The sequence below is a fragment of the Falsiroseomonas sp. genome, assembly GCF_051859025.1.
In the GTDB taxonomy this organism is placed as follows: Bacteria; Pseudomonadota; Alphaproteobacteria; order Acetobacterales; family Acetobacteraceae; genus Falsiroseomonas.
On the sequence record NZ_JBHYGL010000018.1, the window covers coordinates 52,200 to 75,016 of the forward strand.

General features: G+C 70.6%; 19 protein-coding genes. 12 read left to right on the forward strand and 7 right to left on the reverse strand.

Annotated features, from left to right (window positions below; translation table 11 throughout):
• The first annotated feature begins 40 nt into the window (after nt 1-40).
• The 5 genes from ACTIE5_RS16970 to ACTIE5_RS16990 are packed head-to-tail and all read left to right on the forward strand — an operon-like array spanning nt 41 to nt 7,344.
• Nucleotides 41-1,693, forward strand: a complete 1,653-nt coding sequence (locus tag ACTIE5_RS16970) for a hydantoinase B/oxoprolinase family protein (RefSeq protein ID WP_439550887.1) — start codon at nt 41-43, stop codon at nt 1,691-1,693.
• On the forward strand, nt 1,690-2,658 hold the full coding sequence (locus tag ACTIE5_RS16975) for a Bug family tripartite tricarboxylate transporter substrate binding protein (protein WP_439550888.1): 969 nt from the start codon (nt 1,690-1,692) through the stop codon (nt 2,656-2,658). Before ACTIE5_RS16970 ends, ACTIE5_RS16975 begins: the two co-directional genes overlap by 4 nt.
• Nucleotides 2,655-4,730, forward strand: a complete 2,076-nt coding sequence (locus tag ACTIE5_RS16980; RefSeq protein WP_439550889.1) for a hydantoinase/oxoprolinase family protein — start codon at nt 2,655-2,657, stop codon at nt 4,728-4,730. Before ACTIE5_RS16975 ends, ACTIE5_RS16980 begins: the two co-directional genes overlap by 4 nt.
• A complete protein-coding gene (locus tag ACTIE5_RS16985) occupies nt 4,727-5,683 on the forward strand; it encodes a branched-chain amino acid transaminase (RefSeq protein WP_439550890.1) in 957 nt (318 codons plus the stop codon). Before ACTIE5_RS16980 ends, ACTIE5_RS16985 begins: the two co-directional genes overlap by 4 nt.
• Complete coding sequence (locus ACTIE5_RS16990; RefSeq protein ID WP_439550891.1) at nt 5,683-7,344, forward strand: thiamine pyrophosphate-dependent enzyme; 1,662 nt, start codon at nt 5,683-5,685, stop codon at nt 7,342-7,344. Before ACTIE5_RS16985 ends, ACTIE5_RS16990 begins: the two co-directional genes overlap by 1 nt.
• 3 nt (nt 7,345-7,347) lie before the next feature.
• On the opposite strand, the gene ACTIE5_RS16995 is transcribed toward ACTIE5_RS16990, so the two are convergent.
• Nucleotides 7,348-8,484, reverse strand: coding sequence for a PA0069 family radical SAM protein (locus ACTIE5_RS16995; RefSeq protein WP_439550892.1), 1,137 nt, complete (start codon nt 8,482-8,484; stop codon nt 7,348-7,350).
• A 73-nt stretch (nt 8,485-8,557) separates the two neighbouring features.
• On the opposite strand from ACTIE5_RS16995, the gene ACTIE5_RS17000 reads away from it, so the two are divergent.
• From ACTIE5_RS17000 to ACTIE5_RS17010, 3 genes are read left to right on the forward strand one after another with little or no spacing between them, the layout of a single operon-like run.
• Nucleotides 8,558-9,229 carry a TIGR04283 family arsenosugar biosynthesis glycosyltransferase gene (locus tag ACTIE5_RS17000; RefSeq protein ID WP_439550893.1) on the forward strand — a complete coding sequence of 224 codons (672 nt, stop codon included), beginning with the start codon at nt 8,558-8,560 and terminating at the stop codon, nt 9,227-9,229.
• Nucleotides 9,226-9,804 carry a TIGR04282 family arsenosugar biosynthesis glycosyltransferase gene (locus ACTIE5_RS17005; protein ID WP_439550894.1) on the forward strand — a complete coding sequence of 193 codons (579 nt, stop codon included), beginning with the start codon at nt 9,226-9,228 and terminating at the stop codon, nt 9,802-9,804. Before ACTIE5_RS17000 ends, ACTIE5_RS17005 begins: the two co-directional genes overlap by 4 nt.
• Entirely contained in the window at nt 9,801-10,574 is a 774-nt protein-coding gene (locus ACTIE5_RS17010) for a class I SAM-dependent methyltransferase (RefSeq protein ID WP_439550895.1), read from the forward strand. The genes ACTIE5_RS17005 and ACTIE5_RS17010 overlap by 4 nt, the downstream gene beginning before the upstream one ends.
• A 24-nt stretch (nt 10,575-10,598) precedes the next feature.
• On the opposite strand, the gene ACTIE5_RS17015 is transcribed toward ACTIE5_RS17010, so the two are convergent.
• The 4 genes from ACTIE5_RS17015 to leuC form a co-directional block, all read right to left on the reverse strand.
• On the reverse strand, nt 10,599-13,742 hold the full coding sequence (locus ACTIE5_RS17015; RefSeq protein ID WP_439550896.1) for an efflux RND transporter permease subunit: 3,144 nt from the start codon (nt 13,740-13,742) through the stop codon (nt 10,599-10,601).
• A gap of 6 nt (nt 13,743-13,748) precedes the next feature.
• Nucleotides 13,749-14,933: an efflux RND transporter periplasmic adaptor subunit gene (locus ACTIE5_RS17020; RefSeq protein ID WP_439550897.1), complete on the reverse strand. Its 1,185-nt coding sequence runs from the start codon at nt 14,931-14,933 to the stop codon at nt 13,749-13,751.
• Between the two features lie 69 nt (nt 14,934-15,002).
• A complete protein-coding gene (gene leuD, locus ACTIE5_RS17025; protein WP_439550898.1) occupies nt 15,003-15,608 on the reverse strand; it encodes a 3-isopropylmalate dehydratase small subunit in 606 nt (201 codons plus the stop codon).
• Between the two features lie 3 nt (nt 15,609-15,611).
• Nucleotides 15,612-16,985, reverse strand: coding sequence for a 3-isopropylmalate dehydratase large subunit (leuC, locus tag ACTIE5_RS17030; protein WP_439550899.1), 1,374 nt, complete (start codon nt 16,983-16,985; stop codon nt 15,612-15,614).
• A gap of 62 nt (nt 16,986-17,047) precedes the next feature.
• On the opposite strand from leuC, the gene ACTIE5_RS17035 reads away from it, so the two are divergent.
• The 3 genes from ACTIE5_RS17035 (at nt 17,048) to ACTIE5_RS17045 (ending at nt 19,776) form a co-directional block, all read left to right on the forward strand.
• A complete protein-coding gene (locus tag ACTIE5_RS17035) occupies nt 17,048-17,935 on the forward strand; it encodes an SMP-30/gluconolactonase/LRE family protein (protein ID WP_439550900.1) in 888 nt (295 codons plus the stop codon).
• A 93-nt stretch (nt 17,936-18,028) separates the two neighbouring features.
• Nucleotides 18,029-18,559 (forward strand): dihydrofolate reductase family protein, encoded by a 531-nt coding sequence (locus ACTIE5_RS17040; RefSeq protein ID WP_439550901.1) that lies wholly within the window; start codon nt 18,029-18,031, stop codon nt 18,557-18,559.
• Nucleotides 18,560-18,591: 32 nt separating this feature from the next.
• Complete coding sequence (locus ACTIE5_RS17045) at nt 18,592-19,776, forward strand: CaiB/BaiF CoA transferase family protein (RefSeq protein WP_439550902.1); 1,185 nt, start codon at nt 18,592-18,594, stop codon at nt 19,774-19,776.
• Nucleotides 19,777-19,936: 160 nt separating this feature from the next.
• On the opposite strand, the gene ACTIE5_RS17050 is transcribed toward ACTIE5_RS17045, so the two are convergent.
• The gene (locus ACTIE5_RS17050) at nt 19,937-20,566 is read right to left on the reverse strand and encodes a LysE family translocator (protein WP_439550903.1); all 630 of its coding nucleotides are present in this window, start codon (nt 20,564-20,566) and stop codon (nt 19,937-19,939) included.
• Nucleotides 20,563-21,198: an FMN-binding negative transcriptional regulator gene (locus ACTIE5_RS17055; protein ID WP_439550904.1), complete on the reverse strand. Its 636-nt coding sequence runs from the start codon at nt 21,196-21,198 to the stop codon at nt 20,563-20,565. Before ACTIE5_RS17055 ends, ACTIE5_RS17050 begins: the two co-directional genes overlap by 4 nt.
• A 51-nt stretch (nt 21,199-21,249) precedes the next feature.
• Between ACTIE5_RS17055 and ACTIE5_RS17060 the strand changes: the two genes are divergently transcribed.
• Entirely contained in the window at nt 21,250-22,731 is a 1,482-nt protein-coding gene (locus ACTIE5_RS17060; RefSeq protein ID WP_439550905.1) for a PLP-dependent aminotransferase family protein, read from the forward strand.
• The last annotated feature ends 86 nt before the right edge of the window (nt 22,732-22,817 follow it).

Genomic DNA, 22,817 nt, shown 5'->3' on the forward strand with positions numbered 1-22,817 from the left:
TCCCCGCCCCAGACTGCGCCCCAACCACCAAGGACGCCGCATGACCGCCCAAGGCCCCGCCTTCGATCCTGTCACGCTCCAGATACTCTGGAGCCGGCTGATCTCCATGGCGGATGAGGCCGCGGCGGCGCTGCTGCGCACCTCCTTCTCCACCATCGTCCGCGAATCCAATGATTTCGCGACGGTGCTCATGGACGCGGAGGGCAACAGCCTGGCGGAGAACAGCATCGGGATTCCGAGCTTCGTCGGCCTGCTGCCGAAGACGCTGCGCCACATGCTGGCGGAAATCCCGCTGGACGAACTGCGCCCGGGCGATTGCCTGATCACCAACGACCCGTGGATGGGCACGGGCCATCTGCTCGACATCACCATGGCCCAGCCGATCTTTCGCGGCGACAAGCTGGTGGGCTTCGCGGGCGCCACGTCCCACATGCCCGATATCGGCGGCACCCTCTGGTCCGCCGACTGCACGGAGGTGTTCGAGGAAGGGCTGCGCATCCCGCCCTCCAAATTCCTGATCGAGGGCAAGGAGAATCGCGAACTCGCCCGCATCATCCGCGGCAATGTCCGCGTGCCGGACCAGGTGATGGGCGACATCCAGGCGCAGGTGACGGCCACCAGCGTCTGCGCGCGGCGCGTGCTGGAATTCCTGGACGATACGGGGCTGGAGGATCTGGTCGCGCTCTCCGCCACGCTCCAGGCCCGCGCCGATGCCGCCATGCGCAAGGCGATCGCCGCGCTGCCGGACGGCACCTGGCACGGCACCGTCTACGCCGACGGGTACGAGGACCAGGAGACGCGCATCCAATGCGCGCTGACCATCGCGGGCGACCAGCTTTCGGTTGACTACGCTGGCACCTCGCCCCAGATCGCACGCGGCCTCAACAGCGTGATGAATTACACCTACGCCTACACCGTCTATCCGCTGAAATGCGCGCTGGACCCGCTGACGCCTAGGAACGAGGGCAGCTACCGCGCCGTCAGCGTGGTGGCGCCGGAGGGCAGCATCCTCAACCCGCGCTGGCCGGCGGCGGTGAATGCGCGACACCTGACGGGGCTGTTCCTGTCCGGCGCGCTGTACCAGTGCCTGGCGCAGATCGTGCCGGGGATGGTGGTGGCGGATAGCGCGAGCCCGGCGCCTCGCCCGGTCTATACGGGCCGGGACAATAATGGCGACCGGTTCAGCCAGGTGCTGTTCGGCAGCGGCGGCATGGGCGCGGCGGCGCATCGCGATGGCCTCAACACCACCGCCTTCCCCACCAATTCCGGCTCCGGCTCCATCGAGGCCTTCGAGGCATCGGCGCCGATCCTGGTGTGGAAGAAGGATCTGATGCCCGACAGCGGCGGCCCCGGCCAGTTCCGCGGCGGCCTTGGCCAGGAGATCGAGCTGGAGGTGATGACGCAGGAAAGCGTGCGCCTGTCCCTCATCGCCGATCGCATGAAGCATCCCGCCGGCGGGCTCGATGGTGGGGAGGCCGGCGCGCCGGCGCTGGTGCAATTGCAGGATGGCCGCAAGCCGCATCCGAAGTCCCGCAGCACGCTGCAACCGGGGGACCGGCTGCTGATGCATCTCGGCGGTGGCGGCGGCTATGGCGACCCGCGGGCGCGCGATCCGGCAGCGGTGAAGCGCGACCTGGCTGATGGCTATGTCTCGCCCGAAGGGGCGCAACGCGATTACGGGGTGATGCCATGAGCAACTTCACACGCCGTGCCTTGGTGGCCACCACGCTGTTCGCGCCCGCCGTGGCGCGGGCGCAGATTACGCGGCCCGTGCGCCTGATCGTCCCCTTCGCGGCGGGCGGCGGGTCCGACACGCTGGCGCGGCTGCTCTCCGTGCCGCTGAGCGAACGGCTCGGCCAGCCCGTGGTGGTGGAGAACCGCGCGGGCGCGGGCAGCCAGATCGGGGCAGAGGCGGTGATGCGCAGCGCGCCGGACGGCACGACGCTGCTGCTGGGCGATACGCCCTTGGCCACCATCCCCGCCGTGCAGGTGGCCGGCGGCCGCCCCGCGCCCTTCGATGCCGCCCGCGACTTCACAGCGGTCTCGGCGCTGGCCATCGCGCCCGCGCTGGTGGTGGTCGGCGGGCAATCCCGCTTCCGGACACTGACGGAGTTGCTGGCCGCCGCGCGCGCCAACCCGGCGGCGATCGACTTCGCCTCCGCCGGGGTCGCCAGCTCCACGCACCTGATCCTGGAACTGCTGCAGATGAGGGCCGGCGTGCGCGTGACGCATGTGCCCTATCGCGGCGCGGCGCCGGCGGTGCAGGACGTGCTGGCGGGGACGGTGCAGGCGACGATCATGGCGCTGGCGACGGCCGCGCCGCTGGTGCAGTCCGGCCAGATCCGCGTGATCGGCATCGCTGCGGAGCAGCGCATCGCCGCCATGCCCGATGTGCCGACACTGAAGGAACAGGGCGTCGATCTCGTCTCCGGCTTCTGGTGGGGCGTGCTCGGGCCGCTCGGCATCCCCGATCCCGTGCTGGCGCAACTCGTCACGGCCATCGAGGCCTCCATGGCCAGCGAGGCCATGACATCGCGCCTGCCCGCGCTCGGCCTCAATCGCCTGGCGCTCGGCCCCGCCGATTTCCGCGCGATGCTGGCTTCGGAGACGCGCCGCTGGGGAGAGGTTGTGCAGGCCGCGGGGATCAAGCCTGAATGAGTGCGCCCCCTATCCGCATCGGCGTCGATGTCGGCGGCACCTTCACCGATTTCGTGCTGGTCGATGAGGCGCGGAGCCGCGTCCTCACCGGCAAGCGCCTGACCACCCCGGACGATCCCGGCCGCGCCATCCTGGAAGGGCTGGACCGGCTGCTGGCGGAAGCCGGCGTCGGCTTCGGCGATGTCCGCCAGATCGTCCATGGCACCACGCTGGTCACCAACATCGTGATCGAGCGCAAGGGCGCGCGCATCGGCCTTCTCACCACGCGCGGCTTCCGCGACAGCCTCGAGATGGGGCGGGAGATGCGCTACGATTTGTACGATTTGTTCCTCGACAAGCCGGAGCCATTGGTCCCGCGCCCGCGCCGCCTGGCGGTGACGCAGCGCCACGATGCACACGGCACCGAACGCCTGGCGCTGGCGGAGGATGAGGTGCGCGACGCCGCGCGTGCACTGAAGGCGCAGGGCGTGGAAGCGGTGGCCGTCTGCTTCCTGCACAGCTACCTCGACCCCGGCCATGAACGCCGCGCGGGCGCGATCCTGGCGGAAGAACTGCCCGGCGTGCCCGTCACGCTGTCCTCCGACGTCGCGCCGGAGATCCGCGAATATGAGCGTGCCAATACCGCCTGCGTGAACGCCTATGTCACGCCGCTGATGGACCGCTACCTGGCAGTGCTGGAAGCCGCGCTGAAGGCGAAGGGGCTCGGCGGGCCGCTGCATTTGATGCTTTCCGCCGGCGGCATCGCGACCGTCGGCTATGCCCGCGCCAACCCGGTGCAGCTGATCGAAAGCGGCCCCGCCGCCGGCGCCACGGCGGCGATGCATCACGGTCGCATCGCCGGCGTCGCCGACATGATCTCCTTCGACATGGGCGGCACCACGGCCAAGATGTGCCTGGTGGAGAAGGGGGAGGCCGAGCATTCATCGACCTTCGAGGCCGCGCGCGTCCGACGCTTCCGCAAGGGATCGGGCCTGCCGCTGAAGGTGCCGGTGATCGACCTGATCGAGATCGGCGCCGGCGGTGGTTCCATCGCGCAGGTCAGCGCCATGGGGCTGCTGACGGTCGGCCCCGAAAGCGCGGGATCGGTCCCCGGCCCCGTCTGCTATGCCCGTGGCGGCACGCATCCCACGGTCACGGATGCCGACCTGCTGCTGGGCTACCTCTCCCCCGAGTATTTCCTCGGCGGCGAGATGGCGCTGGACCGCGCCGCGGTGGAACGCGCGATGGAGGAACATCTCGCGCGCCCGCTCGGCCTTTCCGTGCTGGAAGCGGCTGCCGGCATCCATGCCATCGTGAACGAGAACATGGCGGCGGCAACACGCATGTATGTCGCTGAGAAGGGCAGGGACCCCCGTCGCTACGCCATGCTCGCCTTCGGCGGCGCGGGGCCGGTGCATGCCTATGGGCTGGCGAAGCTGCTGAAGCTGTCACGGGTGATCGTGCCGCAGGGCGCGGGCGTGGCTTCCGCGCTCGGCTTCCTTGTCGCGGCGCCGGCCATCGATCTCGTGCGATCCGGCGTGCAGCGCCTGAACGCGGTGGACTGGGCCTCCATCGCGCAAAAATTCGCCGCGATGGAGGCCGAGGCGCGGGCGATGCTGGAGGATGCGGGCGCCGCCCCGGGCGACGTGACGTTCCGCCGCAGCGTGGACATGCGCTACGCCGGCCAGGGCTTCGACATCGCCGTGCCGCTGCCCGCCGCGATCGATGCCGCCAGCGTCGAGACGGCCTTCCTCGACACCTACCAGCGCCTGTTCGACCGCCGCATCACGGGGGTGCCGATGGAGGTGCTGTCCTGGCGCCTCAACGCCACCGCATCCCGCCCCGGCGTGCCGGAGGCCAGTGCCGCTGGTGACGGCCATTCGTTGAAGGGCGAGCGCCCCGTCTGGTTCCCCGAGACCGGCATGGCGCCCTGCCGCGTGCATGACCGCTACCGCCTGCGGCCCGGCGAACGCCATGCGGGGCCGGCGGTGGTGGAGGAACGCGAATCCACCATCGTCATCGGCCCCGATGCGACCTTCATGGCCGACAGCCACGGCAACATCCTCATCGACATCCAGGGAAACGCCCCATGACCAAATCCGCCAGCCACGCATGGCTCGATGGCAAGCTGGTGCCGTGGAGCGACGCGACGATCCACATATCCACCGAGGCCGTGCTGCGCGGTGAGAACGTCTTCGAGGGTATCCGCGCCTATTGGAACCCCGATGAAGGCCAGCTCTACGCCTTCCGCCACGCCGACCACATCGCCCGCCTGCGCCAGGGCGCGCATATCATGCGCATGGCCGTGCCCTACAGCGATGAGCAGATCGAGGCCGCGTCCCTCGACCTCATCCGCGCCTGCGGCTACCGGGAGAACATCCACTACCGCCCCGTCGTCTACTTCGCCGAGGGCGAACTCACGCATTACCTGCCGAGCGAGATCCGCACGGGCTTCTTCATCCTCGCCTTCCCGATGCCCTCCAAGCCCACCATCGAGACGGGCGTGAAATCCTGCGTCAGCACCTGGCGGCGCAATAGCGATATGGCCTCCCCTTCGAGGATCAAGGCCGGCAGCAACTACCACAATTCGCGCCTGGCCTATGTCGAGGCGCGGCTGAACGGCTTCGGCCCGCCGGTGATGCTGAACGCCGCCGGCAAGGTCGCGGAAGGCCCGGGCGCCTGCATCATGATCGTCCGCCGCGGCAAGCTCATCACACCGCCCGTCACCGCCGACATCCTGGAGAGCATCACGCGGGAGACGGTGATGGAGCTGGCGGAGCGCGAGCTCGGCCTGACGGTGGTGGAGCGCGACATCGATCGGTCGGAATTGTACGTCTGCGAGGAAGCCTTCTTCTGCGGCAGCGGGGCGGAGGTCCTGCCCATCGCCTCGATCGACCATTACGACATCGGCGGCGGCAAGCCCGGCACCATCACGCGCCGCCTCCAGCAGATCTACTTCGACGTCGTGCGCGGCAAACTCGAAAAATACCGGCATTGGCTCACGCCGATTTATGGCGCCGAAACCGCGCGGCAGGCGGCGGAGTGATGGGGCGCAGCGTCGGTCGCCTGGTCGCGGAAAGCCTCGCCGCGCAGGGCGTGGACCTGATGTATTGCGTGCCGGGCGAGAGTTTCCTCGGCCTGACCGATGCGCTGGTGGATGTGCCGCAGCTTCGGCTGGTGGTCTGCCGGCATGAGGGTGGTGCGGCCTATATGGCGGTGGCCGATGGGCGGATGCGGGCGGGCAGGGCGGGGGTCTGCCTGGTCTCCCGCGGGCCCGGCGTCTCCAACGCCATGATCGGGCTGCACACGGCGCATCACGACGCGGTGCCGATGGTGCTGCTGATCGGCCAGGTGGAGCGGCGCGAGCGCGGGCGGATGGCGCTGCAGGAACACGATTACGGCAAGCTGCTGGCCGACATCACCAAGGCGGTGATCAATGTGGACCTGCCGAGCCAGGCCAGCGAGGCGGTGGCGCGCGCCTTCCATTTGGCCGAATCCGGCACGCCCGGCCCCGTCGCGGTGGTCTTCCCCGAGGATGTGCTGGACGAGGCCGCGGATGATCTGCCCCTGGCGAAGCCCCGCCCCCGCGCCACGCCCGGGCCTTCACCCGCGCAGATGGACGATCTGGCGCAGCGCCTGGCCGCGGCGCAGCGCCCGCTGGTGCTGGTGGGCGGCGCGATGGATGGGCCGCCGGAGACGCTGGATTCGCTGCGGCGATTCGCGGAGGCCTGGAGCCTTCCCGTCTCCCCCACCCATCGCCGTCCGCATCTGTTCGACAGCCACCACCCGAACTACGCCGGCTATGTCGGCAACCGCGTGCAGCCGCGCCTGATGGCGGAGATGCGGGAGGCCGATCTGCTGATCGCACTCGGCGAGCGCATGACCGATGTGGTGAGCCAGTCCTGGACCTGGCCGACCGCGCCCGATCCGCAGATGCCCTTCGTCCATGTCTGGCCGGACCCCTCGGAGCTGAACCGCGTCTGGCGCGCGGACCTTGCAATCTGCGCCGATCCCGCCGCGGTGGTCGAGGCGCTGCTGGAACGCAAGCCCTCGCACCCCTCGGGCCGTCTGGCCTGGATCGCCCGGCTGCACGCCATCCACCGGGAGCTGACGGTGCCGAGTTGGGAGGCCGCGCCGGATGGCGTGAACTTCGCCGCGGTCTGCGTGGGTGTGGCGGAACGCATGGCCGCCGATGCCGTGCTGACGACCGATGCCGGCAATTTCACCAGCTTCGTCCACCGGCACATTCCCTTCCGGCCGGGCCAGATCTTCCTGGGCTCCGCCGTCGGCGGCATGGGGGCTGGGATGCCGATGGCCGTCGCCGCCAGCATCCGCCACCCCGGCCGCCAGGTGATCGCGGTGGCGGGCGATGGCGGCGCGCTGATGACGGGGAACGAGATCGCCACCGCCATGCGCCACCAGGCCGCGCCGGTGCTGCTGATCCCGGACAACCGGACCTATGGCTCCATCGGCATGCATCACGAGAACCGCTATCCCGGCCGGCCCTTCGCCAATGCCGCTGATCTCGTGAACCCCGATTTCGCCGCCTGGGGCCGCGCCTTCGGGGCGGAGGGGTTCACCATCCGCACCGAGGACGATATCGGCCCGGTCCTCGACGCCGCGCTGGCGCCGCGGAGTGTGCCGGCGGTGGTGCATGTGCATGCCTCCGCCCTGCAGATCACGGCCTTCCGGCGCCGGAAGGGGTAGACGCTACAGCAGTTCCAGCTGCCTCGCCGCCATGGCGCCGGGCACCTTGAACTGCGTGCAGTCCAGCGACGCGCTGAAGCTGTTCTGGACGGCCCGGCCTGTATAGCCGCGGCCATCCAGCCCGAAGCGGCGCAGCGCCAGCTTGAAGCGCTGCGCCAGCAGATCGGCATAGGGACCAGTGCCGGTCTGCCGCGCACCGAAGCGGCTGTCATAGAGCTGACCGCCCCGCGTCTCCCGCACCAAAGCCAGGACGCGGGCGGCGCGTTCGGGGTGGTGCTCGGCCAGCCAGGCCTCGAACATCGCCTTGATCTCGAGTGGCAGGCGCAGCAGCACGTAGCCCGCCCGCGTGGCGCCGGCGCGGGCGCTGGCTTCCAGGATGCGCTCCAACTCCGCGTCGTTCAGCCCCGGTATCATCGGCGCCGCCAGCACGCCCACGGGGATGCCGGCCTTCGCCAGTTCCGTGATCGCGCCCAGGCGCTTCAGCGGCGATGCCGCGCGCGGTTCCATCACCCGCGCGAGCTTCATGTCGAGCGTGGTGACGGAGAGGCAGACATGCACCAGGTTCCGCGCCGCGAGCCGCTGGAGGATGTCGATGTCCCGCACCACCCCCGCGCCCTTGGTGACGATGGTGACGGGGTGGCCGAATTTTTCCAGGATCTCCAGCGTGCGGCGGGTGATCCCCAAGGTCCGCTCAACGGGCTGGTAGGGGTCGGTGTTCGCCCCCAGCGCCACCGGCTTCGCCTCGTAGCCCGGCTTGGAAAGCTCCTTCTCCAGCAGCGCCGGCAACTCCGGCTTGAACATCAGCCGGGTCTCGAAATCGAGGCCCGGGGACATGCCGACATAGGCATGGGCAGGGCGCGCATAGCAGTAGACGCAGCCATGCTCGCAGCCGCGATAGGGGTTCAGCGAGCGGTCGAAGCCGATATCCGGGCTGTCGTTCCAGGACAGCGCGGATTTCGCGTGGTCCTTCGTCAGCGTGGTCGGCAACGGCGGCATGTCCGCGAATTCCGCGGCCAGCGTGCCCCAGCCATCGTCCCACGCCTCCGTCCGCGTGCTTTCATAGCGCACGGCGGGGTTGGTGACGGCGCCCCGGCCCTTGCGGGCCAGGGAGGGCACACCGGAAGCTCCCCCATCAGGCATCGTCGGGTCCTTCGATTTCCTGGTTTGTTCTCACGGAAGGTGGGGTATCCCCGGGCAGTGCGTCAAGAACAAAATGCGAATTGAAGGCCTCTCGATCGTGATTCCAGTGCTGGAGGCGGCGGCCACGCTGCCCGCCACGCTGGCCGCGCTGGGTGGCCAGGACATCATCCTCGCCGATGCCGGCAGCACGGATGGCACGGCCGCGGTGGCGCGGGCCGCGGGCGCGCGCGTGGTGCAGGCCCCGCGCGGCCGGGGCAGCCAGATCGCCGCGGCAATCGAGGCCGCCGCAGGCCCCTGGCTGCTGCTGCTGCACGCCGATACCCGCCTGGCGCCGGGCTGGGAGCAGGCGGTCCGCGCCGCCATGCGCGACCCCACCCGCGCCTGGCATTTCGCCTTCGCCCTCGATGACGAATCGCCCGCCGCGCGCCGGCTGGAACGCGCCGTCGCCTGGCGCTGCCGCTGGCTTGGCCTGCCCTATGGCGACCAGGGGTTGCTGATCCATCGCGACCTGCTGCGCGCCGTCGGCGGCATGCGCCCGCTGCCGCTGATGGAGGATGTGGACCTCATCCGCCGCCTCGGCCGCGCCCGCATCGGCGCCATGCCCGTCGCGGCGGTGACGAGTGCCGCGCGATTCCGGCGGGATGGCTACCTGCGCCGGTCCGCGAGGAACCTTCTCTGCCTCACCCTCTGGTTCGCCGGCGTCCCGCCCGCCACCATCGCGCGACTCTATCGGGGGCGGGGATGAGGGGCGACACGCTGGTGATCTTCGCGCGCGCGCCGCGGCTTGGCGCGGTGAAGCGGCGTCTGGCGCGCGGGATCGGCGACCGGGCGGCGCTGCGCTTCTATGTCGGCCAGCTCACCGCCGTGCTGCGCGCCACGGCGCGGGACCGGCGCTGGCGGACCGTGATCGCCGCCACGCCGGACCACGCGCCGGCGCGCTGGCCGATGCCGGTGCCGCGCGTGACGCAGGGCAGGGGGGACCTCGGCCAGCGGATGGCCCGTGCCATGCGGCCGCATCGGCGCTGCGTGCTGGTGGGCAGCGATATCCCCGGCATCGCGGCGGCCGACATCGCGGCGGCCTTCCGCGCACTCGGCCGGGCGGATGCGGTCTTCGGCCCGGCGCGCGATGGCGGCTATTGGCTGGTCGGCCTGGGTCCCCGCCGCCCCGCCACCCCCTTCGCCGGCGTGCGCTGGTCCACCCGCCACGCACTCTCCGACAGCATCGCCAATTTCGCCGGCCGCCGGGTCGCGAAAATCCGCACCCTGCGCGATGTCGATACCGCCGCCGACCTGGCCGCCCTGAGGAAAGCCCGCCGATGAAGAGCCCGGATTGGAGCCTGACCAGCGCCGACTACGCCCGCCACCGCCAGGGCTTCCCGCCACGCTTCCTGGACCTGCTGGCCCGCGAATCCTTGTTGCGCGAGGGTATGGCGGTGCTGGACCTCGGCACCGGGACGGGCACGCTGGCGCGCGGCCTGGCGTCCCGCGGTGCCACGGTGCTGGGTCTCGATCCTGCCCCCGGCCAGATCGCCGCCGCGCGCCGCCTGGCGGAGGAGGAGGGCCTGGCCGATCGCGCCCGCTTCCAGGAAGGCCTGGCGGAACGCACGGGCCAGAAGGCCGGGGCCTTCGACCTGGTGATCGCCGGCCAGTGCTGGCACTGGTTCGACCGCGGCCTGGCGGGTGCTGAAGCCTGGCGGGTGCTGAAGCCCGGCGGCGCGCTGGTGATCTGCCACTATGACTGGCTGCCGCTGCCCGGCAGCGTCGCCCATGCCACGGAATTCCTGATCGAGGCCCATAACCCGCGCTGGCGCATGGGCCGCGGCACGGGCTTCTACCCCGCCTGGGCGGGCGACCTGTCGCTCGCCGGCTTCCGCGACATCGGCTTCGCCGGCTTCGACCATGAGGCGCTGTACAGCCGCGCGGATTGGCGGGGCCGCGTCAGGGCCTCCGCCGGCGTCGGCGGTGCCCTGGGCGCGGATGGCGTGGCGCGCTTCGACGGGGAACTCGCCGCGCTGCTGGACCAGCGCTTCGGGCCGGACCCGCTGGTGGTCCCGCACCGCATCTTCGCGATCTGGGGCTACCGCCGGTAGCCCCAGGGCACGATCCAGCCGCCGTCAGGCATGCGGCGCCGTCTTCGGCGCCCCCGCGAAGCGCGCCTTCACCCATTCGCGCATCGTCTGGAACACGACGTAGAGCATCGGGATCATGAAGATGCCGATGATGGAAGCCGCGAGCATGCCGCCGAAGACCGGCATGCCCACCGCGCGGCGGGATGCGCTTGCCGCGCCCGTCGCGATCACCAGCGGCACCAGGCCCAGCACGAAGGCGATGGACGTCATCATCACCGCGCGGAACCGCAGCCTGGCGCCCATCACCGCCGCCTCCTGGATCGACATCCCGGCCTCGCGCTTCTCCTTCGCGAATTCGATGATGAGGATGCCGTTCTTGGCCGCGAGGGCGATCAGCACCACCAGCCCGATCTGCGCATACACATCCAGCGACTGCCCCGCGATGCTGATCGCTGCGAAGGACCCCAGCACGCCGACCGCGATGGAGGTCAGCACCGGGATCGGGATCACCCAACTCTCATACAGCGCCACCAGGAACAGGTAGGCGAAGAGCAGCGCGAGGGCGAGGATCGTCCCCGTCTGCCCGCTGGCGAGCCGTTCCTGGAACGCCGTGCCGGTCCACTCATAGCCGTAGCCCTGCGGCAGCACGCGGTCCGACAGCTGTTCCATGGCCAGCAGCGCATCGCCGGAGGACACGCCCGGCCGCGGCGATCCGTTGATGGAGACGCTGCGGACGTTGTTGTAGCGGCTGATGGTCTGCGGCCCGAGCACCACGCGGATATCGGCGACGGAGCGCAGCGGCACCATCTCTCCGGCCGCGTTGCGGACATGGATGCGCCAGATGTCGGGGATGTCGTCCCGGTCCGTCGCCTCCGCCTGGATATTCACCTGCCAGGACCGGCCGAAATAGTTGAAGTCGTTGACGTAGAAGCCGCCCAGCGTGGTCTGCAGCGCGGTGAAGACATCGCTGATCCGCACGCCCAGCGCCTGCGCCTTGTCCCGGTCCACATCCAGGAACAGGGACGGGTTGTTGGCCGCGAAGGTGGAGAACACGGCCTGCAGGCGCGGATCCTGGTTGGCGGCGACGACGACGCCGAGCATCGCGCTCGCCATCTCCTCCGGGGGCCGGCCTTCCAGGTTCTGCAGCTGGTACTGGAAGCCGGCACCGGTGCCGAGGCCGATGATGGGCGGGATGTTGAAGGCGAAGGTGTTCGCCGCCCGCACCTGCTGCGTCGCGCCGAAGACGGTGCGGATGGCGCTGAACACGCTTTCCTGCGCCGTGGTGCGGTCCGCGAAGGGCTTCATGCGCACGACGATGAAGGCCGCGTTGGACTGCGCGCCGCCATCGATCAGGCTGAAGCCGACGATCGCCAATACCCGCTCCACGCCCGGCACCGGCTTGATGATCGCCTCCACCTGCTCCACCGCGTCGCGGGTGCGGGAGAGCGATGCGCCCTGGGGCAGTTGCATCTGCACGAAGAAGGCGCCCTGGTCTTCCTCCGGCAGGAAGCCCGCGGGGGTCTTGCCCGCGAGCCAGGCGACGCCGCCCATGAACACCGCCGTCAGCACCAGAGACAGGATGGAAAGCCGCACCAGCCGGGCGACGATGTTGCCGTAGCCGTCGCGCACCTTGTCGATGCCCCGCATCACCGCCGCCAGCACGCCCTTCCGCGGCCCGTGATGCGGCCGGAGGAAGACGGCGCAGAGCGCGGGCGACAGGGTCAGCGCATTGATGGCGGAAATCACCATGGCGACGGATACGGTGACGGCGAACTGGGCGAACAGCGCGCCCGACAGCCCGGGGATGAAGCCCACGGGCACGAAGACGGAGAGCAGCACGAGCGTGATGGCGATGATCGGCGCGGTGATCTGCGCCATCGCCTTCTTGGTGGCCTCGGCCGGGGACAGGTCCGGCTCCTCCTCCATCACGCGCTCGACATTCTCCACCACCACGATGGCGTCATCGACGACGATGCCGATGGCCAGCACCATGGCGAGCAGCGAGACGGTATTGGCGGAGAAGCCCACCACCAGCAGCACCGCGAAGGTGGCGATCAGGCTGACCGGCACGGCTATGACGGGGATGATGGTGGCGCGGAAGCTGCCGAGGAACAGCAGCACCACCAGCACCACCAGCACGAAGGCCTCCAGCAGGGTCTTGATGACCTCATGGATCGTGTCCGTGACGAAGGTGGAGGTGTCGTAGAACACTTCCGTCCGCATCCCCTCGGGGAAGCGCGCATTCATTTCCTGCAAGGTGCGGGTCAGCGCGCCGGCGGCCGCGACCGCATTGGCGCCGGGGGCGAGGTAGGCGCCGAGCGTGATGGCGGGCTGGCCGTTCAGCCGGCTTTCCGTGTCCATCCGCGCCGCGCCGAGTTCGACGCGCGCCACATCCCGCAGCCGCAGCAGCGACCCTTGGGCATTGGCGCGGATGACGATGTTGCCGAATTCCTCCGGCGTCGAAAGCCTGCCCTGGGTCTGCAGGTTGAACTGGAACTGCTGGTCGTCGCTGATCGGCCTGGCGCCGATGCGGCCCACCGCCGCCTGCACGTTCTGCGCCTGCACCGCCGCCACCACGTCGGATGGCGTCAGGTTCAGGCTGATCAGCTTGTCCACCTCGAACCAGATGCGCATGGAATAATCCATGGCCCCGAACATGGAGACGGAGCCGATGCCCGGCACGCGCGCCAGCCGGTCCAGCATGTTGATGGTGACGTAGTTGGACAGGTACAGCGGATCATGCGCCGGGTTGGACGACGTCACCGTGAGGAACTGCAGCACGGCCGATGACTGCTTGCGCACCGTCACGCCCTGGCGCTGCACTTCCTGCGGCAATCGCGCCAGCGCGGATTGCACGCGGTTGTTCACGTTCACCGTCGCGATGTCGGCATTGGTGCCGAGTGCGAAGGAGACGTTGAGCGCATAGGTGCCGTCATTGGCGCTGTTGGAGGACATGTAGATCATGCCCTCCACGCCGTTCACGGCGCTTTCGATCACCTGCGCGACCGTCGATTCGACGACGGAGGCGGAGGCGCCGGGGTATGAGGTGCTGACCTGCACCTGCGGCGGCACGATGTCCGGGAACTGCGCGACGGGAATGCGCAGCATGGCCAGCGCACCGGCCAGCGTCATCACGATGGAGATGACGATGGCCAGCCGCGGCCGGTCGACGAAGACGGAGGAGATCATGGTGGATCAGCCCCGGCCGGGGGCGCGCAGCGGCGCGGTGGCCGGTCCCGGCTGCACGGGCTGGCCCGGGCGCACGCGCTGCACGCCTTCCACCACCACGCGCTCCCCGCCCTCCAGCCCACGCTCGATCACCACCTGGTCGGCGATGCTGCGACCGAGCGTGACGGGGCGGCGGGCGGCCTTGTTCTCCGCGTCCAGCGCGAAGACGTAGTTGCCCTGCTGGTCCTGCAGCACGGCGCTGCGCGGGATGACGACGGTGGAGACGGGCTCGGCGCCCTCCACGAAGACGTTCACGAACATGCCGTCGATCAATTCGCGGTCGACGCCGCCTTCCGTGCCGGGGGAGGGGCCGGTGCCGGGGCCATGCCGCGGCGGGTTCGGGATCAGCGCCCGCACCAGGATCGTGTCCGTGTTGCGGTCCACCTGCGTGTCGATGAAGTCGATGCGCCCGACCTGGCCGTAGATCGCGCCCGTCACCAGGCGGATGCGCACGCGCGTCGCCTCCGCGCCGCCGCGGCTGGCGTAGCGGTCGCGCAGTTCGGTGCCGGTGCGCAGGTTGACCGGGAAGGCGATGCGCATCGGGTCCTGGCTCACGATGGTGGCCAGCGGGTCGCTGCTCGGCCCGACGACGGAGCCGACGGAGAAGGTGGAGCGCCCGATCTTGCCATCGATCGGCGCGGCGATTTCCGTGTAGCCCAGGTTGATCTGCGCCACCCGCATCTGCGCCTGGGCGCCGAGCAGCGTGGCCTGCGCCGAACGCTGCGCCGCGGTCGCATCATCGACGCGCACCTGCGTGCCGGCGGAGGTGCGGACCAGTTCGCGGGCGCGGGCGAGGGAGATGTTGGCGTTCTGCAACTCCGCCTCGGCGGAGGCGATGGTCGCCTGGGCGCGGGCGACCTCGGCCTCGAAGGGCGCGCGTTCCAGGCGGAACAGTACATCGCCCGTCTTCACCTCCTGCCCTTCGCGGAACAATCTTTCCTGGAGGAAGCCGGTGACGCGGGCGCGGAGTTCGACGCGTTCCGGTGCCTCCACCCGCCCCACGAATTCCGTGCTTTCCGTCACGGGCCGCCTTTCGACGGTGACGACGCCGACCGCGGGCGGCCCGCCCGGCCCGGGCTGCGCCAGCGATGGCGCGCCCGAGAGGAGGAGGAGAAGGGCCGCGCTGGGCGCGGCGAGGCGGGCAAGACGCATGGGCACCATCCGACAATTGGATCGGTTCTGGGCGCCTCGCCGTCCGCGCGTCAAGTTTCGTGAATGTTACTACCCAGCGGCGAGTGATGCCCTTGAAGTCTCGAAGGCCGTGATCTGGTCGGCCAGCGTCAGCGTCAGCCCGATCTCGTCCAGGCCGCGCAACAGGCAATCCCGCGCGAAGGCGGGCACGGTGAAGGCGTGTTCCGCGCCATCGGGCGCGGTCAGCACCTGGCGTTGCAGATCGACACGGATGGTTGCACCGGGCGCGGCGGCGACGGCGTCGCGCAGCGCGTTCACGATCGACTCCGGCAGCTTCACCGGCAGCAGGCCGTTCTTCAGCGCGTTGCTGAAGAAGATGTCGCCGAAGCTTTCCGCCACCACGGCGCGGTAGCCCATCGCCAGCAGCGCATAGACCGCCGCTTCACGCGACGATCCCACGCCGAAATTGCGGCTGGCGACCAGGATTCCCGCCTCGTTGAACGGCTTCTGGTTGAGGATGAAGTCCGGCCGCACCGCGCCATCCGGCGTGAAGCGGAGGTCGTGGAAGCCATAGGCGACGTAGCGTTCATCCCGCGGCCTGCGCATGAAGCGGGCGGGCATGATCTGGTCAGTATCGACATTCGGCATGTCGAGCGGCGCCGCGATGGCGGTCAGGGTCGTGAAGGGTTCCGGCATCGCTCAGCCCCCCGCCTGCATCAGGCGCCCCGCGAGCGCGGATGCCGCAGCGGAGGCCGGCGAGACGAGATGCGTGCGCGCCCCCCGCCCCTGACGCCCCGCGAAATTGCGGTTGGAGGTGGAGGCGCAGCGTTCGCCCTCTCCCACGCTCTCCCCGTTCATGGAGACGCAGAGCGAACAGCCGCTTTCCTCCCACCGCGCCCCGGCATCGAGGAAGATGCGGTTCAGCCCCTCGGCCTCCGCCTGCCGCTTGGTGGCCGACGAACCCGGGGAGACCAGCATCGGCACGGCGATGCGGCGGCCCTTCAGCACATCGGCGGCGGCGCGGAGGTCCTCCAGCCGCGAATTGGTGCAGGATCCCAGGAAGACGCGATCGACGCGCACATCGGCCATCGCCTCCCCGCCCTGCAGGCCCATGTAGTCGAGGCTCCGCTTCCAGGCGCGGGCGCGGGCCTCGTCGGGGGCGTCCGCCAGGCGCGGCACGCGGGCGGAGAGTGCGACGGCTTCCTCCGGGCTGGTGCCCCAGGTCGCCATGGGCGTGATGGCGGCGGCGTCGAGCGTCACCTCCCGGTCGAAGGCGGCATCGGCATCGGTGGCGAGGGCCGCCCAGGCGGGATCGGGCTGCGCCGGCGCGTGCGGGCGGCCCTGGAGCCAGGCTGCGGTGATGGCATCGGGGGCCACCATGCCGGTGCGGGCGCCGGCCTCGATCGCCATGTTGCAGAGCGTCAGGCGGCCCTCCACGGACAAGGCCCGAACGGCGCTGCCCGCGAATTCGATGGCGCCGCCGAGGCCGCCGCCGGTGCCGATCCTGGCGATCAGCGCCAGCGCCATGTCCTTGGCCGTGGTGCCGGCCGGCAGCGTGCTCTCGAAACTCGCGCGGATCTGGCGGGGCTGGGACTGCCAGATGGTCTGGGTGGCCAGCACATGCGCGACTTCGCTGGCGCCGATGCCGAAGGCCAGCGCACCCAAGGCACCATGCGTGGAGGTATGGCTGTCCCCGCACACCACCGTCATGCCCGGCAGGGTCAGGCCCTGCTCGGGGCCGGCGACATGGACGATGCCCTGGTCGGGATCGGCCAGGTCGAAGGCGCGAATGCGATGCGCGCGGGCATTCTGCTCGAAGGTCTCGATGATGCCTCGGATCTCGGGATCCTGCACTGCGTCCGTGCGCCGCGCATTGGTGGGCACGTAGTGGTCCCCGAAGCCGAAGCTGAGGTCCGGCCTTCGCACGGGAATGCCGCGGGCGCGGAGCATGTTGAAGGCGTGGAAGGAGCCTTCGTGGAAATAGTGCCGGTCGATGTAGAGCAGCACGAGCCCGTCATCGCGCGCATGCACGACGTGGGCATCCCAGATCTTCTGAAACAGCGTTCTTCCCATGGCGCAGACCTTGGCCCCCGGCCCGCTGGACGACAAGAGGGGGGCGGGGCAGGGTGCGCGCCATGTGGACCGACCCGCCCAAGCTCATCCAGCCCTCCCTGCTGTCGCGCCTGCCGGATGGGCTGCGGCGGCTGCGGCCCACTGCCTGGGCGGATGCCAATCGCGCCGGCCAGGCGGTGGACAGTTTCCTCGAAGGACCCTGCTTCGATGCGGCGGGCAACCTGTACTGCACCGACATCCCGCATGGCCGCGTCTTCCGCGTCTCCGGCAGCCATTGGGAGGTGGTGGCGGAGTATGAGGGCTGGCCGAACGGGCTGGTGGCGCGGGGCGAGGACCTGCTGGTGGCGGATTACCGCCACGGGCTTCTCACGCTCGACCCCGTCACGGGCGGGATGGCGCCGCTGCTGGAGACGATCCTCAGCGAGGGATTCCGCGGCATCAACGACCTGATCCTGCTGCCGGATGGCGGGGTGGTGTTCACGGACCAGGGGCAATCGGGGTTGCAGGACCCCTCGGGCCGCGTCTGGCGGCTGCATCCGGATGGGCGGATGGACCGGCTGCTGAACAATGGGCCGAGCCCGAACGGGCTGGTGATGAACCGCGCGGCCACGCACCTCATGGTGGCGATGACGCGGTCCTGCGAGATCTGGCGCTTCGTGCTGCGGCCGGATGCGGTGGTGGCGAAGGCCAATCTGTTCTTCCGCATTCCCGCCGGCACCTCCGGCCCCGATGGGCTGGCGGTGGATGCGCATGACCGGCTGTTCGTGGCGAACCCCGGCCACGGCCAGGTCTGGGTGGTGGATGCGCATGGGGTCTGCACCCACCGCATCGACTGCACGGGCTTCGGGCGGATGCCGACGAACTGCACCTTCGCCCCCGATGGGCGGACGCTGGTGATCACGGAAAGCCAGTCCGGCAGCTTGCTGGCCGCCGAAATCCCGGCGCCGTAGGGCCTGGGGGGTGGCCCTGTCGTTTCCGCCGGTCGGGGCGGGCGCGTAGAGCGGGCCCCGGCCGCCTGTCATTCCCCCGCGGAGCCTCCCGCCATGCCCGCCTTCTTCCACTGCCACATCGCCGCCTCCCTCGATGGCCGGATCGCCCAGGCCGATGGGGCCGTGGACCGGCTGCTGGCGGGCGCGCCGCCGCCGGAGGCCTTCGGCTTCGAGGATTTCTACGCCGGCATCGACGCCATCCTGATGGGCCGCGGCACCTATGAGGCCGTGCGCGCCATGGGCGACTGGCCCTATCCCGGCAAGCCCGTGACCGTCGTCACCAGCCGGGCGCTGCCTGATGCACCGCCCGGTGTGGAGGCGATGGGCGGCGACCTCTCCGCCATCGTCGCGGCGCTGGAGGCGCGGGGCCACCAGCGCGTCTGGGTGGAGGGCGGGGGCCAGTTGCTGCGGGGCATGATCGCGATCGGGCGGCTCGACCGGCTGGAGATGGCGGTGCTGCCGCTGGTGCTGGGCGATGGCGTGCCCCTGTTTCCGCCCGGCACGGCGCAGACGCGGCTGCGCCTGGTGCTGTGCCGGGCGCTGGATGGGGGCGCGCTGCACCTGGTCTATGACCGGATCGCCTGAAGGCGGATAATCGGCGCGACAAGGAACGCCCGATGACCTCCTCCACCCCGCTTGCCGGCCTCCGCGTGCTGGAATTCACCCACATGATCATGGGCCCCTCCGCCGGCATGGCGCTGGCGGATCTGGGCGCGGAGGTCATCAAGGTGGAACCGGCGCCCGATGGCGATTCGACGCGCCGCCTGACGGGCTCCGGCACCGGCTTCTACGCGGCCTTCGGGCGCGGGCGGCGCAGCCTCTGCGTCGACATGAAGAAGCCGGAGGGCCAAGCGCTGGTGCGGCGCCTGGCGGAGCGGACGGATGTGCTGGTGGAGAATTTCCGGCCCGGCGCGATGGCCAAGCTGGGGCTGGGGTATGAGGAACTGGCCAAGGTGAATCCGGGGCTCGTCTATGCCTCCTGCAAGGGGTTCCTGCCCGGCCCCTATGAGCACCGGACGGCACTCGATGAGGTCGTGCAGATGATGGGCGGCCTGGCCTACATGACCGGGCCCACCGGGCGGCCGCTGCGGGCGGGCAGCAGCGTGATCGATATCATGGGCGGGCTTTCCGTGGTGGTGGCGATCCTGTCCGCGCTGCGGGAGCGGGAGGGCACCGGCCGCGGCGGGCATGTGCAGGCGGGGCTGTTCGAATCGGTGGCGCTGCTGATGTCCCAGCACATGGCGCAGGCGCATATGACGGGCGCCGAGCCGCCGCCGATGTCGACTCGCCTGCCGGCCTGGCCGGTCTACGACATCTTCGACACGGCCGATGGTGGGCAGGTCTTCGTGGGCGTCGTCACCGACACATCCTGGCCCATCTTCTGCAACGCCTTCGGGCTGGAGGACATGGCCAGCGACCCCACGCTGGCGTCGAAGAACCAGCGGGTGGAGGCGCGGGCGCGGACCATTCCCCGCATCGCCGCGGCGCTGGCCGCCTACACCAAGGCCGAGTTGATGGCGAAGTGCGAGGCACTCGGCCTGCCCTTCGCCCCCATCGGGCGGCCGGCGGAGCTGTTCGACGACCCGCACCTCAACGGTTCCGGCGGGCTGGTGCCGATGACCTTGCCGGACGGCCGGCCCATCAAGCTGCCGGCGCTGCCGGTTTCCATCGATGGCGCCCGGCCCGGCGGGGCGGGCGACCTGCGGCCGCCCGGCGCGGATGGCGCGGCCATCGCGGCGGAGCTGGGGTATTCGGAGGCCGAGATCGCCGCGCTGAAGGCCGCCGGTGTGCTGACGGTGTGACTTTTTAGTCACTAAGCGCTTTTAGCCCTTTTAGTGCTTTTAGCACCGTTTTCAGGGGTGCCGGTTTCAGGGGTGCCGGTTCCAGGGGTGCCGGGGGGACACGGCTCCGCCCTTGATGGTGAGAACATAAGCGGAACTTGACGCCGCCGCCACCCTTTTCTCACCCCGGCCGCTTCGCCAGCGCCAGCCCCAGGCCCAGCGCGATCATCGCCGCGCCCGAGGCCTCCCGCAGCCTGCGTACCAGGCCAGGCCGGGCCGTGGCGCCATCGCGCAGCCGTCCGGCGGCGAGTGCCACGGCGATGTCGGCCAGCGTGTTCAGGGCGACGGAGATCGTGCCGAGCGCCACGAATTGCAGGCCGGCGTGTCCTGAAGCCGGATCGACGAATTGCGGGATGAAGGCCAGGAAGAAGGCCGCCGTCTTGGGGTTCAGCGCCTCCACCACCACACCCTCACGGAAGGCGCGGCGCACGCCCATGGCGGGCGCGGGGGTGCCGGCGAGGGCATCGGCGCGGGCGGCGCGGATGCTCCGCCAGCCCAGCCACACCAGGTAGAGCGCGCCGGCCCATTTCAGGGCGTTGAAGAGTTCCGCACTCGCCAGCACCAGGGCGGAAACGCCGAGGCTGCCGGCCAGGACGTGGGCCATGCCACCGATGCCGGTGCCGAGGCTGCTGGCGATGCCCTCCGCCCGCCCGCCCGCCAGGGTCCGCGCCGCGACGTAGAACAGCCCCGGCCCGGGCGTGACCGCCAACAGCAGCGCGGCGGCGAGGAAGAGGGGCAGCGAGTCCATCATTCCGGCATCATCGCGGCCAAGGCGCGATCCGCCGGCCGGTCGCTGGCGGACAGGGATTCACGCACGCCGGCACGATCGGCGGCGTTGCGGTTCTGGCTGAGCTTGCGCTTGCCCTCGATGCGCGCGATCGGCAGGCGGAGGCCGACGATGCCCTTCAACTGGCCCTGGATGAAATCGGCCGGCGCGTCGGAGACCGCCCAAGGGACTGTCCCGAGGGTGGCGCGCGGTTCCTCATGCCGCCTGGTCAGCTTCGTCACCAGCGCCAGCAGCCGGTCCGCGTCCTCGTAGAACTCGACCGGGCCATAGGCGTGGACGGCGACGTAGTTCCAGGTGGGGACCACGCGGTGGTGTTCCTGCTTGGACGGGTACCAGGAGGGGCTGACATAGGCGTCCGGCCCCATGAACAGGGCCATCGCGTCGCCCTGGGCCGGGGTGCGCCATTGCGGGTTGGCGCGGGCCAGGTGGCCGTGCAGCGTGCCGAAGGGGCCGTCATCGGGGTCGAGGAACAGGGGGAGCGGGGTGGCGACCAGGCCGCCCTCGGTCGCCGTCACCAGATTGGCCAGGCCGGCATCGCGCATGGTGCCGTGCAGGCCGGGCAGGTCGTCCATCCGGAAGGCGGGGGGCGTGTACATCCAGGTCTCCTTCGTCGTCCTGGTGTGTGCCGCGCGAATGGTCCAGAAGGAATGACCAGTTTTCGGCAATTCGGGTGGGCCAGTTGGATGGGCGAGGCGGCGGGTTTCGGACAGCGCATCGTGGCCTCCATCCGGCAGCGGATCGAGGCCGGTCTGGATGGGCCGGGGGCGGCGCTGCCCTCCACCCGCGCGCTGGCGGCGGAATGGGGGGTGTCCCGCACCACCGTCACCGCGGCCTATGAACAGCTGATCGCGGAGGGCTACCTGGAGGTGCGGCAGGGGTCCCGGGCGCGGGTCGCGGCGGGGCTCGCGCGGGGCACCGGGGGGCGGGTGGCACAGCCCTCGGCGGCAGGCGGCGCGCGGCTATCCGCCTTCGGTCGTCGCCTGGCCGCGCTGCCGCCGGCGCCCGCGCCGGGGGTGGACGGGCTGGTGGCGGATTTCCGCTATGGCGAGGTCTCGGCGCGGGATTTTCCGAAGCTTGCCTGGCGCAAGGCCGTCACGGCGGCGCTGCTGCGGCCGCCGGCGATCCTGCGCTATGGCGATGCCGCGGGGTCGCCCGCGTTGCGCCAGGCCTTGCAGGGGTATCTGTGGCGCGCGCGCGGGCTGCGCTGCTCGGCCGGGCAGGTCATCATCGTCAACGGGTCGCAGCAGGGGATCGACCTTGCGGCCCGGCTGCTGCTGGACCCTGGCGACGGGGTGGTGATGGAGGAACCCGGCTACGCCCTGGCGCGGCAGGTGTTCGAGGCGCTGGGCGCCAGCGTGATCCCGGTGCCGGTGGATGCGGAGGGGCTGCGCACCGCCGGCCTGCCGCCAGCGCGCCTGGCCTACACCACGCCGTCCCACCAATTCCCGCTGGGCGGGGTGCTGTCCGCGGCGCGGCGGCGCGAATTGCTGGCCTGGGCGGCGCGGGTGGATGCGCGGGTGATCGAGGACGATTACGACAGCGAATACCGCTACGACATCGCCCCCGTGCCGCCCTTGCAGGCGATGGATGAGCCGATCGGGGATCAAGGGGGGCGGGTCATCTACCTCGGCACCGCGTCCAAGACCCTGTCACCGACGCTGCGGCTGGGCTGGCTGGTGGTGCCGCCGGGGCTGGTGGAAGCCTTCGCGCGAGCCAAGCGGCTGGCGGACCGGCACGCGCCCTGGCTGGAGCAGGAGGCGCTGGCCGCGCTGATCGAGGGCGGGGCCTATGAGCGCCATATCCGCCGCGCCAGGCGGCTGAACGGGGAGAGGCGGGCGGCGCTGCTGGCGGCGCTGTCCCGGCATTTCGGCGATTCCGTGGTGGTGGAGGGCGCGGAGGCCGGGCTGCATGTGGTGGTGTGGCTGCTGGACGTGACGCCGGATCAGGAGGCGGCGCTGGTGAAGGCGGCGCGGGCGGCGGGTGTGGGGGTGCATCCGGTGACGCCGCTGCATGCGACGGGGGTGCCGGGCAGGGTGGGCTTGGTGATGGGGTATGCGGGGGTGGAGGTCGCGGCGATCGAGCGGGGGGTGGAGGTGCTGGCGGGGATTTTGCGGGGGTGGCGCGGGTGAGTTCGGGGCAGGCCCTGCCTTACCCAGCCCCCAACCCCCCACGGGGGGAACCCCCAGGAACAAAATCAAATGCTGGCCGGCCAGGG

Bases quoted from the DNA above. Each gene is read 5' to 3' on its own strand.
- ACTIE5_RS16970 (WP_439550887.1), top strand. From the start codon at position 41: ATGACCGCCCAAGGCCCCGCCTTCGATCCTGTCACGCTCCAGATACTC.
- ACTIE5_RS16990 (WP_439550891.1), top strand. From the start codon at position 5,683: ATGGGGCGCAGCGTCGGTCGCCTGGTCGCGGAAAGCCTCGCCGCGCAG.
- ACTIE5_RS16980 (WP_439550889.1), top strand. From the start codon at position 2,655: ATGAGTGCGCCCCCTATCCGCATCGGCGTCGATGTCGGCGGCACCTTC.
- ACTIE5_RS17020 (WP_439550897.1), bottom strand. From the start codon at position 14,933: ATGCGTCTTGCCCGCCTCGCCGCGCCCAGCGCGGCCCTTCTCCTCCTC.
- ACTIE5_RS17050 (WP_439550903.1), bottom strand. From the start codon at position 20,566: ATGATGGACTCGCTGCCCCTCTTCCTCGCCGCCGCGCTGCTGTTGGCG.
- ACTIE5_RS17005 (WP_439550894.1), top strand. From the start codon at position 9,226: ATGAGGGGCGACACGCTGGTGATCTTCGCGCGCGCGCCGCGGCTTGGC.
- ACTIE5_RS17010 (WP_439550895.1), top strand. From the start codon at position 9,801: ATGAAGAGCCCGGATTGGAGCCTGACCAGCGCCGACTACGCCCGCCAC.
- ACTIE5_RS17060 (WP_439550905.1), top strand. From the start codon at position 21,250: ATGACCAGTTTTCGGCAATTCGGGTGGGCCAGTTGGATGGGCGAGGCG.
- ACTIE5_RS16985 (WP_439550890.1), top strand. From the start codon at position 4,727: ATGACCAAATCCGCCAGCCACGCATGGCTCGATGGCAAGCTGGTGCCG.
- ACTIE5_RS17040 (WP_439550901.1), top strand. From the start codon at position 18,029: ATGCCCGCCTTCTTCCACTGCCACATCGCCGCCTCCCTCGATGGCCGG.
- ACTIE5_RS17045 (WP_439550902.1), top strand. From the start codon at position 18,592: ATGACCTCCTCCACCCCGCTTGCCGGCCTCCGCGTGCTGGAATTCACC.
- ACTIE5_RS16975 (WP_439550888.1), top strand. From the start codon at position 1,690: ATGAGCAACTTCACACGCCGTGCCTTGGTGGCCACCACGCTGTTCGCG.
- leuD (WP_439550898.1), bottom strand. From the start codon at position 15,608: ATGCCGGAACCCTTCACGACCCTGACCGCCATCGCGGCGCCGCTCGAC.
- ACTIE5_RS16995 (WP_439550892.1), bottom strand. From the start codon at position 8,484: ATGCCTGATGGGGGAGCTTCCGGTGTGCCCTCCCTGGCCCGCAAGGGC.
- ACTIE5_RS17000 (WP_439550893.1), top strand. From the start codon at position 8,558: ATGCGAATTGAAGGCCTCTCGATCGTGATTCCAGTGCTGGAGGCGGCG.
- leuC (WP_439550899.1), bottom strand. From the start codon at position 16,985: ATGGGAAGAACGCTGTTTCAGAAGATCTGGGATGCCCACGTCGTGCAT.
- ACTIE5_RS17015 (WP_439550896.1), bottom strand. From the start codon at position 13,742: ATGATCTCCTCCGTCTTCGTCGACCGGCCGCGGCTGGCCATCGTCATC.
- ACTIE5_RS17035 (WP_439550900.1), top strand. From the start codon at position 17,048: ATGTGGACCGACCCGCCCAAGCTCATCCAGCCCTCCCTGCTGTCGCGC.
- ACTIE5_RS17055 (WP_439550904.1), bottom strand. From the start codon at position 21,198: ATGTACACGCCCCCCGCCTTCCGGATGGACGACCTGCCCGGCCTGCAC.